Below are 12,805 nucleotides of genomic sequence, written 5' to 3'. Positions count from 1 at the left end.
TCCGGAGAATCTCGGGAGTCATCGGGGTGTGCCGGTGTCGGTGGTGTTGACGATGAGTCTCACCGACCTGCAGGCCGGAACCGGATACGCCCACACCGCGTCGGGGTCGGTGATGTCGATCCCCGACGCGTTGCGGATGGCCGAGGGTAGCTACCCGTTGTTGATGTTGTTCGACGGCAAAGGACTGCCGTTGCATTTGGGGCGGGGGAGGTATCGCCTGGCGTCGTCGTGGCAGCGGTTGGCGTGTATCGCCGCCGATCGGGGTTGTACCCGCCCGGGGTGTGAGGCTCCGGCGACGTTGTGTGCGGTGCATCATATGGTGCCGTGGTTGCGGGGTGGTCGTACCGATATCGACAACCTCACCCTGGTGTGCGACCGCTGCCACGCCCAGATCCCCGAGGATGTCGAGGATCCGACCGGGTGGGCCACCCTCGGACGCGGTGTCGGTAGCGGCCGGTATCCGGGTCGTGTCGCGTGGGCACCCCCGACCCGCATCGATCCGGCACGGGTCCCCCGGGTGAATCTGCACCATCACCCGGAGCAGTGGCTCACCGATACCGCGACCCGGCACGGTGCCGACCATCTCGACCGGCCCGGTCACCGTCACCGCGACCACCGAACAGCCGATCAACGACCCACCGGCCCTCACGACCGGCCGTCGACAGATCACCGCACCCAACGCCCGGACCCGACCCGAGGCGATCACTTACGCCAATAGCCAGACCCCACACAAGGCCCATCTCGAGAACGCAACCCCAGCCAGTCCGTGGGCTGGGATAGACGCGCGCGGCACCCACCCCGGCGTCAGCGAAAGCCAGGTAAGGCACCCAACGCCACCACACTCATCTTTGAAATCTCTACGGCAACACCCAACTACTCGCGCTGGCCTCGAATGCCGAAGTGACATACGTGCGCGACGTATCGGCCCACCCATGTTCCTTGCCAGTCCCAGCACATTGGCTCGACCGAACACAACACCTCGGCATCCCACCCCGACCAGGACGAAGACCCGTCCGTGACACGGAAATCAGATGTCCTCCACCGACTCCGGCTCGACATCCACAATCTCACCCATATGACCGAGCAGCTCACGGGTGTCCCGTCCATCGCTGTCGAGCTCAGCGACCTGCTCGACGGTCAGCGGCCAGCCGTCGTCGCCGACCGGCCAGATGCCGTCGTCGCGGTGCTGAAAGGAGATCGGACCGCCGTCTCGGCCATTGCGGCGTTCCGTCTCGTCTCCGATCATGCGTCGCTCCCGGCGCGTCGGGTGCACCAGCACGCCCGGCGGATCCCCGCGCCTACCCCACTCATACCCTCACGCTACGGTCGCGCGGGTGTTCTCGTAGCGAATCCGCGAACCGAAATCGTCGTTTTCGAGAGATGGGAACCACGGTTCGCGGGCAATCCGGCAGTTCCCCTCCCATTCGCTCGGATCCCTCCACCGCCTGCGGCGATGGCGCGCAGCGAGATGCTGCGCGTTCGGCGGAGCCGTGGTCCGCGCCCGATCGTGCGTCGGGCACTCGGATCGATCTTTTACGCAGCGGAAACAGGTTTGGGGTGAGGTGTGCCGTGGTGGTGTCGGTGGGGATGCGGATACTGGATTCGTAGACCCAGCGAGTGTGGTTACGGCACAGGCGGGGACGGTGGGAGTGATGCCAATGGTGTTGGCACTGTGGGATTCCCCTCACCGGCCACGCCGATCCGGGGCCGCGGCATACGATCCAGTGTTTGGATCATTCGGGAAGGCGATCATGGATCGAGAGGCGTTCGTCGCAGTGATGAACGAGGCGAGCGGCATGTTGGACCAGGGACAGGCGGTGGAGGCGCTGGAGCGGCTCACCGCGTTCGACGACTCGCTGCTGGACCAACCCGACCCGAAGGACTACGGCTGGATCGTGTCCTACCGCTTCCGAGCCGCCTTCGCCGCCGCGGATTTCGCGCAGGCGCTACGCATCGCGGAGAGCGGTCCCGCGCGATTCGCGGCCGATATCCCGGCCGGGAGCATGGCGACCATGTACTCCATGGCCGTGGAGGCGGCCACGCAGCTGGACCGGGCCGATGTGGCGGTATCCATGGCGGACAAGTGCATCGCGATTCGCCGCCAGCTCGGGGCGGAGAACGAGGTGCTGATGGCGGCCATGACCGCCTGCACCCTGCTCGGGGACATCGAAAGGCACGATCTCGCCACTCCGTACGCGGTGCTGTTGGTACGCGAGGGGGAGGGGTTCGACGACTACCGCTCCTACGGGTACTACGCACTGTGCGCCGCCGTGGAACACCAGGTCGGCGGGGACGTGTTCGACATTCTGTGGGCCGGTCGCGACTGGCTGACCGGCGTGGACAACGAATTCGCCCGGGAGGCACGCGAATACCTCGACAGCGCGCCCGCCATCAAGGACCGCATCGCCGGAGTTCACGGCACCGGTGAGCAGCTGCCCGCCGACCCGCCGTTCCCGGACGGCGCCGCAGCGGACGCGGCATCCGGCCCGGACCTGCTCGCACCGGGCAAGGCCCCCTTCGCCGCCGCCGACCCGGCCGCCCCGGACCTCGACCCGCTGGGTCTGCCGACCGTGAGCAGCGGCGCGGCCGACGAACGTCCCGCACTGCCGAACCGTCGTGCCGCGGAGCCGCTTCCACCGGAACGGGACGGCGGCGGGCTCACCACGCCGTCGGGCCGACACGCCGAGACCTCGCCGCCGCTGCCCGAATCGGACGCCGACGCTGCACTGTCACTGCCGGACCAGGAGGTCGGGAGCCTGCCGCCGCTGCCGGGCCGCCACGCCGGGGGCCCGCCGCCGGTGCTGGACCGGGAGGCTCGGATTCCGTCCCCATCGGCGGAACGTTCCGCCGGTAACCTGCCGCCGACGCCGGAGGAGGATCCGGGTGGCTTGCCGCCATTGCCGGGGCGCGGTGGGGGACTGCCATCGTTACCTGTTCGGGAGGCCGGGGGGCTACCGCCACTGTCGGGGCGGGACAGCGGGGGGTTTTCGCTTGTGCCCGATACGGACCTGGCTCCCGAAGCGGACCGTCGCGGGCTGCCGAAACCGGCAGGGGCGGACGGTGGGGGATTCCCGAGCGGGGATACCGCGGAGCCGGATATCTCCGGACTGCCGCCGCTGCCCGGTCGGCGCAGGTCCGGGCGATCACCGCTGGATGCCGACTCGCCCATACCGGACGTCGGCGCACCGTCGGGACTGCCGCCGCTGCCCACTCGCGGCGAGCGCGCCGACGCCCCGTTCGCCGATCCCGGCTCGTCGAACCTGATTCCACCGTTCGGCCAGTTGGCCGGTTCCGCCGCGGACGTGTCGTTCGACGAATTCGCCGCGCCGGAGAACGCATTCGGGGAACCGGTCCCGGCTCGGCCGTTCTCGGCGGCTCTTCCGCCGCCCACCGACCCCTCCACCATGCTGCTCGACATGAACACGGTCGCGGCCCCGGCCCCGCAGGACGCGGCGCTCCCGGCCGATGGACCCAAGCAGCCCCCCGCCGATCAGTGCGCGGGCGGGGAGACCGCCGACGCGCTGCTGGCGGCGGGCCGGGCGCAATTGGCCGCCTCCGCGTTCCGTGCACTGATCGACGACGCGCTGGAGGCCGGACAGCCCGATCCGCTCATCATGGCGAAATCGGTGCTGGGGCTGCTGACCGCGCTCATCTTCGACGATCGGGTGGCGGAGGCGCACGCGGTGTGGACCGACAACAGCGGCCCGACCTATCTGGGCATCTGGGCGCTGGAGAACGGCCAGACCTCCGTCCACGACGCCGTCGCCTACGCGCTCATCGAGGCGTTCCTGCATTCGCTGGGCACCGGCGACCCGATCACCTCCGCGAACGCCGTCGACGCCCTGATGTCGCGCTGCCTCGATTTCGCCTTCGCGCAGGACCCCGACGCGATCGGCCCCATGCTCAACACCTGGCGTCGCCACATCCACGAGATCTTCGAAGGCACCCCGCCCCCGCCGGCGCTGGCCGCCGTGCAGCACGCCGAGCAGCGCTGGGGCCACCCGGTCCCGCCCGGCCCGCTGTACTGGATGCGCCCCTACCGCTGGGTGGTGGACTGGCTGTGAGCACCGGTTAGGCTCGGGACCCATGGCATCCGAACAGACCGAGATCTGGCACAACCCGCAGTGCTCGAAGAGCCGGGCGGCGAAGGCGGTGCTCGATGCCGCCGGCGGCGATTACGTGGAACGCCGGTACCTCGACAATCCGCCCACCGTGGCGGAGCTTCGCGCGGTGCTGGCGAAACTCGGCCTGGAACCGTGGGACATCACCCGCACCACCGAGGCGCAGGCGAAGGAACTCGGCGTCTCGAGCTGGGGCCGTACTCCCGCCGACCGTGACCGCTGGATCGCCGCCCTGGCCGAGCATCCGCGGCTGATCCAGCGCCCGATCGTGCTGACCGCCGACGGTCGCGCCGTCGTCGCCCGCGACGAGGACTCGCTCACCACGCTGCTCTGACGGCGGGGCTGTCGCGCTAGCCGGGCCGCGCGCCGTTGCCGAGGCGGGTGCCGGTCAGATGTGCTCGGCCGCCACCGGTTCCAGCGGAAACGGCGGTTCGCCCGTCCCGGCGATGCGCAGATTTCCCCAAGGATCCCGTTCCTCGAGTCGGGCGGGCACCGGCTCGCGCCCGGGCAGCGCCAGATATACCCGGGCCCGGCCGGGGTCGGGCAATTCCGTCCCCGGGGTGGCGCTGATCCGCCCGTACCAGTGATACCGCCCGTCGATCGGATCCGGATAGCCGCCGAGTGTGACGGTCACCGGCAGCTCCATTCCGGGTGCGTCCAGTACGGCGGGACCCGAATACTCGTGCGCCGGTTCGCGATCGGCGGGCACGGTGAGATCGAAATGCCCGGGATTCGGGCGGCGCAGCGTGCGCCAGTAGGAGACGCTGGATCCCGGCCACGCCGCCCGGTTCACCCCGTGCTCGTCGAGATACCAGCTGTCGCAGCCGCCCGAATTCCATACGGTGCCCGCCAGTTTCGCCTGGATCCTGCGGTTGAACTCGTGCTGGGTCCCGGCCCGCACCTCCACCCGCGTGCTGCCGGTGCGCCGCGCCGACTCCAGGCACTGCCGGATATAGCGGGCCTGCGCCTCGATCATGAACACGATGGACTGATTGCCGCCGCCGGAATTCGGTCCCATGATGAGGAACAGATTGGGGAAGCCGTGCACGGCGACCCCGAGGAACGCTTCCATTCCGCCCTGCCATGCGTCGCGCAGGGAACGACCGTTCGCGCCCACCACATGCTGCTCGGCGAACCGGTCGGCGACCTGGAACCCGGTGCCGTAGACGATGGCGTCGAACTCCCGGTGCACCCCGTCGGCCGTGGTGATACCGGTCGGGTCGATCCGGTCGATCGGCTCGGTCACCAATTCGACGTTCTCCCGCTGGAGCGCGGGGTAGTAGTCGTCGGACACCAGGATCCGCTTGCAGCCCAGGCGGTACGCGGGGGTGAGCCGCCGCCGCAGCTCGGGATCGCGCACCTGGCGGCGCAGGTGCCCGCGCGCCAGGAACTCGAACCGCCGCATGACCTCCGGCCGCAGGAAGCCCACGATCGACGACTCGTAACCCCAGTAGGTGACCCAGCGGTACAGCCGCTGGGTCCCCGGTACCAGCCGGAACATCCGCCGCTCCCACGTCGACAGCGCCCGATCCGGTTTCGGGATCACCCAGTGCGGGGTGCGCTGGAACACCGACACACGGGCGGCGGCGCGTGCGATCTCCGGCACGAACTGCACCGCACTGGCACCGGTGCCGATCACCGCGATGCGCTGCCCGGCGGGATCGAAGTCGTGGTCCCAGCGCGCGGAGTGAAAACTCTTGCCGCCGAACGTGTCCCGCCCCGGAAAGTCGGGGACGGCGGGTACGTGCAGCGGCCCGGCCGCCAGCACCACGAACCGCGGCCGGAACCGTGTCCCATCGGCGAGGCGCACCTCCCAGCGGTCGGCGTCGTCGTCGAAATCCAGGGCCGTCACCTCGGCGCGCAGCCACAGCCGCTCGCGCAGCCCGAACCGGTCCACGGTGCGTTTCAGGTAGTCGAGGATCTCGTCCTGGCGGGCGAACAGCCGCGTCCACTCCCGATTGGGCGCGTAGGAGAACGAGTAGAGCAGTGACATGACATCGCAGGCGCAGCCGGGATAGGTGTTCTCCCACCAGGTTCCGCCGACCTCGGCCGACTTCTCCAGGATGACGAAATCCTCGAATCCGGCCCGCCGCAGTTCGATGGCGGTGCCGATACCCCCGAAACCCGCACCGACGATGACGATTTCGGGTTCGCTCATGCCATCAGCCCCCGGCGTCGCCAGATCGCCTTGCCGATCGGGCCGATGAGCCCGTACTTGTCCAGGAATCCGGCCAGGTTCGCCGCGCCCGCGCCGAGCGTGCGCTTGGCGTACGGGTTCTCGCGGGCGATCCGACGGGCGGCGCGCCCGTCCAGTCCGGCCCGCTCGTACATGTGCCGATTGGTCAGCAGATGGACGAACAGCGGCGCGGCCACCGCGACACACAGCCGGGTGTAGGCGAGTTCGGCCTTCGACATGGAGCCGACCCGTCGCGCCAGGGCGTCGCGGGCGAATCCGATATGCCGCGCCTCCTCGGTGACGTGCACCCGCATGGCCCGTGCCACCAGCGGTTGCAGTTCGGGATCGTCGAGGGTGCGGCGCTGCACGGCGTCGAAGATCTCCTCGCCCACCAGCGCGCCCACCCACACCATGGACCCGCGCAGGAACAGCTGCAAGCCGGAGATCACCACCCGCCCACCGGCATTGGGCCAGTACGGGCGGGCCTCGATGCGGTCGACGAGTTTGCCGAACATCATCATGTGACGGCATTCGTCACCCATCTCGGTGAGGGTGTAGTGCGACTGCCGGGAGGTGGGGTCGCCGTTCATGAGTTCGCGCAGCAGCAGGCGGTTGAGCAGGTTCTCGAACCAGATCCCGACCGACAGCACATTGGCCAACTCCTGGCGGGACAGTTCGCGGCGCTGCGCCGGGCTCAGCGCCTCCCAGAGTTCGGTGCCGTAGAGCGACACGACCTCGGGTGGCAGGAAGAATTTCTCGGGGTCGAGCGGGGCGTCCCAATCCAGGTCCACCACCGGGTCGTAGGACTTCTTCGCCGATCCGCTCAGCAGGCGCTGCGCGAAGGAATCGTGGGGGAGAAGGGTGGCCTCATTGCCCATGACAGCTCTCCGAACTCGAAGTTTCCGATACAAGCCGTTACATACACAGGTTAGTGAGACATGGTGTATCGGTCAACGTGTCCGTGGCTATCGTGACGCCTCCGCGATGGGACCATCGAATACAGCCACCACCCCCGGCGCGGCAGATCGCAGCGCAACACCTGCACGTGCATGGGCGTCCAGTCGCCGCCCTCGGGCGGGCGGATGCGGACCGGTCGCCAGTTCATCGCGGCGGGCGGAATATCGGTCGACCACAGCCGCTCCCAGTCCGGGGACCCCTCGCACTGCCGGGTGACCTCCGCGATGCGTTCCGGCGGCGTGAGTCCCGGGGCCATGTGCCGGAAGGACTGGACCATGATGTGCGCCTCCCGCTCCCAGTCCTCGAGGACCAGGCGGGCGCGCGGGTCCAGCAGCATCCAGGTCATGATGTTGGTGCCCGGCTCCTGTCCCGGAAACGCCCGCGTATACGCGTCGTTCGCGGCGATCAGGTCCAGCGTGGGTGCTAGGTGGTAGCAGGCGGGATGCGGCAGGCTGTGCAAGAAGTCGAGTTCTACCGGGGTGGGCCGGGGCGCCGGGCCGGTCGGGACGGCCGCGGTGGGTTGCAGCACCTCGACGGCGTAGGCCCGATACACCTCCGGTACCTGTAGCACGTCGAACAGCGCGCCGAGCGCCGTGGACGTGGGTGGTCGGGTGCCCTGTTCGAGCTTCTGGATGAGCGCGGCGGACACCCCGGCGCGGCGGGCCAGTTCGGCGCGAGTGAGACCCGATGCCTCGCGGCGCTCCCGGAGGTACCCCGCAATGGCCACCTGTGGTTCGACCACCGCGCACAACCTCCGACACCCACCGCTCACGACAATCCCGACTCAGCCGATGAAACTACCGTTCGGTGCGAACCTGCCGGACGGCCGACCCGGCACGCGGGCGCCGCCGGATCAGGATTCGATCCGGAAGACCGGGAAACCCGGTGCGATGGCAGCCAGTTCGGCATCGGTGGCGTCCTTGGTGACACCCTCGAAGAACCGGCCGACCTCCCAGCCCCACTTCTGCAGGTACAGCCGCAGCACCGGAATCTTGTCGGCATCGGCGACCTCGACGGCGGTGAAGACCTCCGTCCGGCGTCCGAGCCGCAGTTCCCCACCGCCCGCGACGCGCAGGTTGCGCACCCACTGGGTGCGGCCGCGCGGGGCGACCAGGTAGCGCGAACCGTCGGGGGTGGTCAGCGGGTTGACGGTGGCGGTGCGCCATTCACCGCTGGTGCGGCCGCGCACGGCCAGCAGCCGGGACCCGGCCACGCTGATACCGAGTTTGCTCAGCCGGGTGGCGAGTCGATTCACGATCGGGTCGAGTCCGGAGGGGCCGATGTGGCGGTTGGCGGCGGTGTCGTTCATGGCGTGTCCCTGTCTGCTGCACGAGCGTCAATTGTCGAGAGCGGTGCTCTCTGATGTGATCAGTGTGCACGCGGGGTCGCCGCAATGTCAAGAGCGGTGCTCTCGAAACATTCCGGTGCTCCGAACCGTGGCACACTGTTGCGTATGAGTGCACCCAGGACCGCCCGCGCCCGGGCCCGCGCCGAGATCACCCGCGAGATCACCGATGCCGCCCGCCGCCAACTCGCCGAATCCGGTGCCGCCGCGCTGTCCCTGCGCGCCATCGCGCGCGAACTCGGCATGGTGTCCTCGGCGCTGTACCGGTACTTCCCGAGCCGCGACGACCTGCTCACCGCGCTGCTCATCGAGGCGTACGACGCCATCGGCGCCAGCGTCGAAACCGCGGTGGCGCGGGCGGACGACCCGCGCGCGCAATGGCGGGCGGCGGCGCACGCGGTACGCGAGTGGGGGCGTGCCCATCCGCACGAATACGCCCTGCTCTACGGTTCCCCGGTACCCGGTTACGCGGCCCCGCAGACCACCGTCGACCCGGCCGCGCGGGTACCCCTCGCGGTGCTCGGCATTGTCGAACGGGCGTGGGCGGCGGGCACTCTCGCGGTTCCCGACGAACACCTCGACCCGCTGCTGGCCGAACAGATCGGTGCCCTCGCCGACCGGTTCACCCCGGGGGTGCCCGCGCCCGCGCTGGCCCGGATGGTGGTGGCCTGGACCCAGCTGTTCGGCGCGGTGAGCTTCGAACTCAACGGTCAGCTGGTCGGGAGTATGGACCCGGCGGCGGCGTTCTTCGACTACGCGGTGGAGACCATGGCCGATCTGCTCGGACTCCGTGATGTGTGAGACAGGCCGTCTCGGGCAGCGCGGCGGCGCGCTAAGGTGAATTGATGACCAAGACCGGCGCGAACGACACCTCCCGCGCGGCGGACGGCCGCAGCACCCGCTGGAACGGTCACAAGGCCCGCCGCCGCGCGGATATGCTCGACGCCGCCCTCGCGGTGATCTCCGAGCACGGCGTGGAGATCTCGGTGCAGCAGATCGCCGACCGGCTGCGGGTGCCGCGCCCGGTGGTGTACCGGCACTTCGACGGCCGCGCCGACCTGGACGAGCAGATCCGACGCCACATCCTGGAATCGCTGCTCGCCGAACTGCTTCCGCGCCTGCGCCCGGACGGCACCCTGCGCGACGCCGTGCGCGGCGCGGTCGGCACCTATGTGGGCTGGGTCGAGCGGCACCGGAACCTGCACCGCTTCCTCATCGCCGCCGATACCGCCGGGGACGCCTCCCGGGCCATGGCCGGCGCCCGCGACCGCATCGGCGGACAACTCGCCGACCTGTTCGCCACCACCCTCACCCGCTGGGGGATCGACGCGAATCGCGCGCGCCCCACGGCGTTCGGGATCATCGGCTTCGTGGACGGCGTGGTGAACAGCTGGCGCGCCGACCCCGCCTCCACCCTGACCTCCGAACAGGTCGAGGGCATTCTCACCGAATCGGTGCTGGCCCTGCTGGAGGGCAACGCCCGCAGCCTGGATGTGCCGCTGACCCGCGACAGCCTGGTCGCCGACTTGATCTCGCGCGCCGAAGCGCAGCACGCGAGCTGACGCGGCGGCGGTCGCCGTCGGCAGTCGGCGTCAATCGGTCGCGACCGGACGCCGACCGACCATCCGCGCCGCCAGCGGGAACAGCAGCACCGTCGCCGCACCCGCCGCCACCAGCAGCGACGCCAGTTCGTCGTCCATGAGGTCGGCCGCGGTGGCGACCTCGGTGACGGCGACGATGATGGGCAGACCGGTCGCCGAGTACAGGGCCAGCTGCGCGCGCTCCCGGCCGGAGGTCAGGTTGCCGCCGTGGTCGAACCAGCGTTCGGCCAACCACACCGGCCCGCCGCGCGCCACCGCGATGGACACCACGAACAGCGCCCAGTGCAGCGGGTTCCCGGCGATGGCGGCCGGATCGATGCCCATCCCGGACACCACGAAGAACACCGGGATCAGGAAACCGAAACCCAAGGTGTTCAACTGGTTTTCGAGCCGCGGATCGGCCTCGCGCACCAGCGTGCGCAGGATCATGCCCGCCGCGAACGCGCCCAGCACCACATCCAGATCGAACACCTCGGCAATGGCCATCAGCGTGAACAGCAGCAACAGCACCGTGCGCACCGGCAGCTGCACGGTGCCGCCGCCGAGTTCGACCAGCAGCCCGCGCAGATCCGGTATGCGGGCCAGCAGCCGCCGCGGCACCGCCGCCACCAGCGCGGCCGCGATGGCGAACAGCACCAGCACCACCACCGCCGCGAGCGGGTTGCGGCTGGACAGCAGCAGCGACATGGCCAGGATCGGCCCCAGTTCGCCGACCGCGCCGTGGCGCAGCACGGCCCGGCCCAGCGCGGAGTCGAGCATGCCGGCCTGTTTCAGGATCGGCAGCAGCGTGCCCAGCGCGGTGGAGGTCATGGCGATGGCGACCGCCACATGCGCGGTGAAACCGACCTCCGGGGCCGCCAGGGTCACCACCAGGGTGGCCAGCACCAGGCTCGCCACCCAGGTGAGCCAGGCCGCGGGTCCGGACCGGCCGCGCAGCAGCTGCGGATCGAGTTCGTAGCCCGCCAGCAGGAACAGCATGCCCAGCCCGAGCTGGGCGACCAGGTCGACCCCGCCCGCGGTCCCGGCCCAATCGAGGACGTGCGGGCCGATCAGCACGCCGAAGCCCAGCAGCAGCACCACATCCGGCACGTAGCCGCGGGCCAGCCGGGCCAGCACCGTGGCGAGCACGGTGACCAGCGCGATCTGCAACAGCGACAGAATGGCCGACCGGGTGGGGTCCGCGGCCGCGGCGAGTACGGACATGCCGTCATCCTGCCCGCCCCCGACGGCCGGTCAGGACAAGGACACGGTGGTGTTCGCTACCTGGTTGCCGGTGCGCTTCCGCGTTCGGCGATCGCGCGGTAGCAGGCGTTCCACAGCCACTCCACCGGTCCGCGGTCGAACCGGCGCAGCCACAGGTGCGCGAACACCAGCATGGCCGCGGCGACTCCCAGGTAGACCGCGATGGTGAACGGCACCCGGGCGTCGGCGGAAACCCGGGCGGCCAGCCCCAGCCCCCAGCCGTAGCAGATGGTCGACGCCACCACATTCTGGAGGATGTAGCAGCTCAGCGCCATGCGGCCGACCTCGCCGAACCGCCGCCCGACCCAGCCGGGGCGCGGCCGGTTCCGGTAGAACCAGGCCACCAGCCCCAGGATGCCGAGCGCCACGAACGGCGCGATCCCATAGCGGGTGATCAGGATCAGATCTCCGCCGCCGAAGACGCCCAGGCCCATGTCCAGTGGTGCGGCCACCGCGCCGATGATCATGAGCCGCTTGCGGATTCGCCCGCCCTCGGGTGTGAACAGACCGGCCTGGAACAGCCGCGCGCCCACCAGGAACAGGGCGATGGACATGGGGAAGATGATGATGGTCTCCAGCCGGAACAGCAGCAGATGCTCCCAGCGGAACACCACCAGATCCCAGAACGACCCGTCGGCGTAGGGGTTCGGATCCAGTGGCTCGGCGGGCCCGGCGTCCGACCGCGGCGCGAACAGCAGCGCCAGTGCGGCGAGGACCAGGAAGGTCAGGTGGACGGCGGCCGTGGACACCAGCCAGCGGCGCTGTGCGCGCGGGCTCGTCGCGAGGATGTAGGCCACCACCAGCCCGGTGACGGCATAGCCCATGAGCACGTCGAACTCGGTGAACAGCAGGAAGTGCAGCAGACCGTCGACGAACAGCAGCAGGGCTCGCCACGGATACTTGCCGGGCCACGGTCGACCGGCCCGCGCCGCCGATCGCTGCTGGATAGCCAGCCCGATGCCGAACATGATGGTGAGCAGTCCCAGGAATTTGCCCTGCGCCACCTGCTGGAGTACGCGTTCGGTCCACATCCAGGCGGTGTTCGCGGCCTCGGTGCCCTGGAGATAGCCGAGCAGGCCCTCGGGGTCGGTGAAGATCCAGACATTGGTGCCGAGGGTGCCGAGGATGGCGATTCCGCGCAGCACGTCCAGGGCGGCCACCCGGCTGGACGGCTGCGGCGCGGTGGGTCGGTCGGTGGGTCGCGCGCTGGTCGCGGACGCCGCGGTACTCGGAGCGGAAACCGGTTCGGGCATGCGGGAATTCTCCCGAAAACGCCGGTCGCGGCGCGTCGCCCGCAGGGATGACCACGGCTACGACTCGAGTCGTGGACCACCCCGAGCCGGGTCCGCCCCACGGTGGTCGC

At 69.9% G+C, this 12,805-nt stretch carries 12 protein-coding genes; 5 read left to right on the top strand and 7 right to left on the bottom strand.

The genetic code is table 11. The features are described from left to right. Window positions 1–718 (top strand): HNH endonuclease signature motif containing protein (locus tag ON31_RS15890; RefSeq protein ID WP_157533686.1); only part of this gene is annotated, 718 nt, incomplete at its 5' end. A 309-nt stretch (window positions 719–1,027) separates the two neighbouring features. Here ON31_RS15890 and ON31_RS15885 read toward each other — a convergent pair. Beyond that, window positions 1,028–1,246, bottom strand: coding sequence for a hypothetical protein (locus ON31_RS15885; protein ID WP_115061674.1), 219 nt, complete (start codon window positions 1,244–1,246; stop codon window positions 1,028–1,030). A gap of 505 nt (window positions 1,247–1,751) precedes the next feature. On the opposite strand from ON31_RS15885, the gene ON31_RS15880 reads away from it, so the two are divergent. Together ON31_RS15880 and ON31_RS15875 are read left to right on the top strand one after the other, a co-directional pair. Beyond that, entirely contained in the window at window positions 1,752–4,064 is a 2,313-nt protein-coding gene (locus tag ON31_RS15880) for a hypothetical protein (protein ID WP_115061673.1), read from the top strand. A 22-nt stretch (window positions 4,065–4,086) separates the two neighbouring features. Then, on the top strand, window positions 4,087–4,455 hold the full coding sequence (locus ON31_RS15875) for an arsenate reductase family protein (protein WP_039814492.1): 369 nt from the start codon (window positions 4,087–4,089) through the stop codon (window positions 4,453–4,455). A gap of 54 nt (window positions 4,456–4,509) precedes the next feature. Here the strand turns inward: ON31_RS15875 and ON31_RS15870 are convergent, their stop codons facing one another. The 4 genes from ON31_RS15870 to ON31_RS15855 all read right to left on the bottom strand — a co-directional run bounded on the left by ON31_RS15870 (window position 4,510) and on the right by ON31_RS15855 (window position 8,563). Next, a complete protein-coding gene (locus ON31_RS15870) occupies window positions 4,510–6,279 on the bottom strand; it encodes a DUF4873 domain-containing protein (protein WP_039814491.1) in 1,770 nt (589 codons plus the stop codon). Next, complete coding sequence (locus tag ON31_RS15865; protein ID WP_039814489.1) at window positions 6,276–7,175, bottom strand: AurF N-oxygenase family protein; 900 nt, start codon at window positions 7,173–7,175, stop codon at window positions 6,276–6,278. The genes ON31_RS15870 and ON31_RS15865 overlap by 4 nt, the downstream gene beginning before the upstream one ends. Window positions 7,176–7,225: 50 nt before the next feature. Continuing rightward, a complete protein-coding gene (locus ON31_RS34710) occupies window positions 7,226–7,996 on the bottom strand; it encodes a helix-turn-helix domain-containing protein (protein WP_051037323.1) in 771 nt (256 codons plus the stop codon). Window positions 7,997–8,107: 111 nt separating this feature from the next. Next, on the bottom strand, window positions 8,108–8,563 hold the full coding sequence (locus ON31_RS15855) for a nitroreductase/quinone reductase family protein (RefSeq protein ID WP_039814487.1): 456 nt from the start codon (window positions 8,561–8,563) through the stop codon (window positions 8,108–8,110). A gap of 144 nt (window positions 8,564–8,707) precedes the next feature. Between ON31_RS15855 and ON31_RS15850 the strand changes: the two genes are divergently transcribed. Together ON31_RS15850 and ON31_RS15845 are read left to right on the top strand one after the other, a co-directional pair. Then, complete coding sequence (locus ON31_RS15850; RefSeq protein ID WP_039814485.1) at window positions 8,708–9,400, top strand: TetR/AcrR family transcriptional regulator; 693 nt, start codon at window positions 8,708–8,710, stop codon at window positions 9,398–9,400. Between the two features lie 44 nt (window positions 9,401–9,444). Beyond that, window positions 9,445–10,161 (top strand): TetR/AcrR family transcriptional regulator, encoded by a 717-nt coding sequence (locus tag ON31_RS15845; RefSeq protein WP_039814483.1) that lies wholly within the window; start codon window positions 9,445–9,447, stop codon window positions 10,159–10,161. A 30-nt stretch (window positions 10,162–10,191) separates the two neighbouring features. Here ON31_RS15845 and ON31_RS15840 read toward each other — a convergent pair whose 3' ends face one another. Beyond that, window positions 10,192–11,403: a cation:proton antiporter gene (locus ON31_RS15840; RefSeq protein ID WP_039814481.1), complete on the bottom strand. Its 1,212-nt coding sequence runs from the start codon at window positions 11,401–11,403 to the stop codon at window positions 10,192–10,194. 56 nt (window positions 11,404–11,459) lie between these two features. Further along, window positions 11,460–12,695 carry a DUF418 domain-containing protein gene (locus ON31_RS15835; protein ID WP_081592481.1) on the bottom strand — a complete coding sequence of 412 codons (1,236 nt, stop codon included), beginning with the start codon at window positions 12,693–12,695 and terminating at the stop codon, window positions 11,460–11,462. Window positions 12,696–12,805: the final 110 nt, after the last annotated feature.

Origin of the sequence: Nocardia otitidiscaviarum NBRC 14405 (assembly GCF_000308635.1) — a bacterium.
Taxonomy (GTDB): domain Bacteria; phylum Actinomycetota; class Actinomycetes; order Mycobacteriales; family Mycobacteriaceae; genus Nocardia; species Nocardia otitidiscaviarum.
This window is presented reverse-complemented; position numbering and strand designations above follow the sequence as displayed.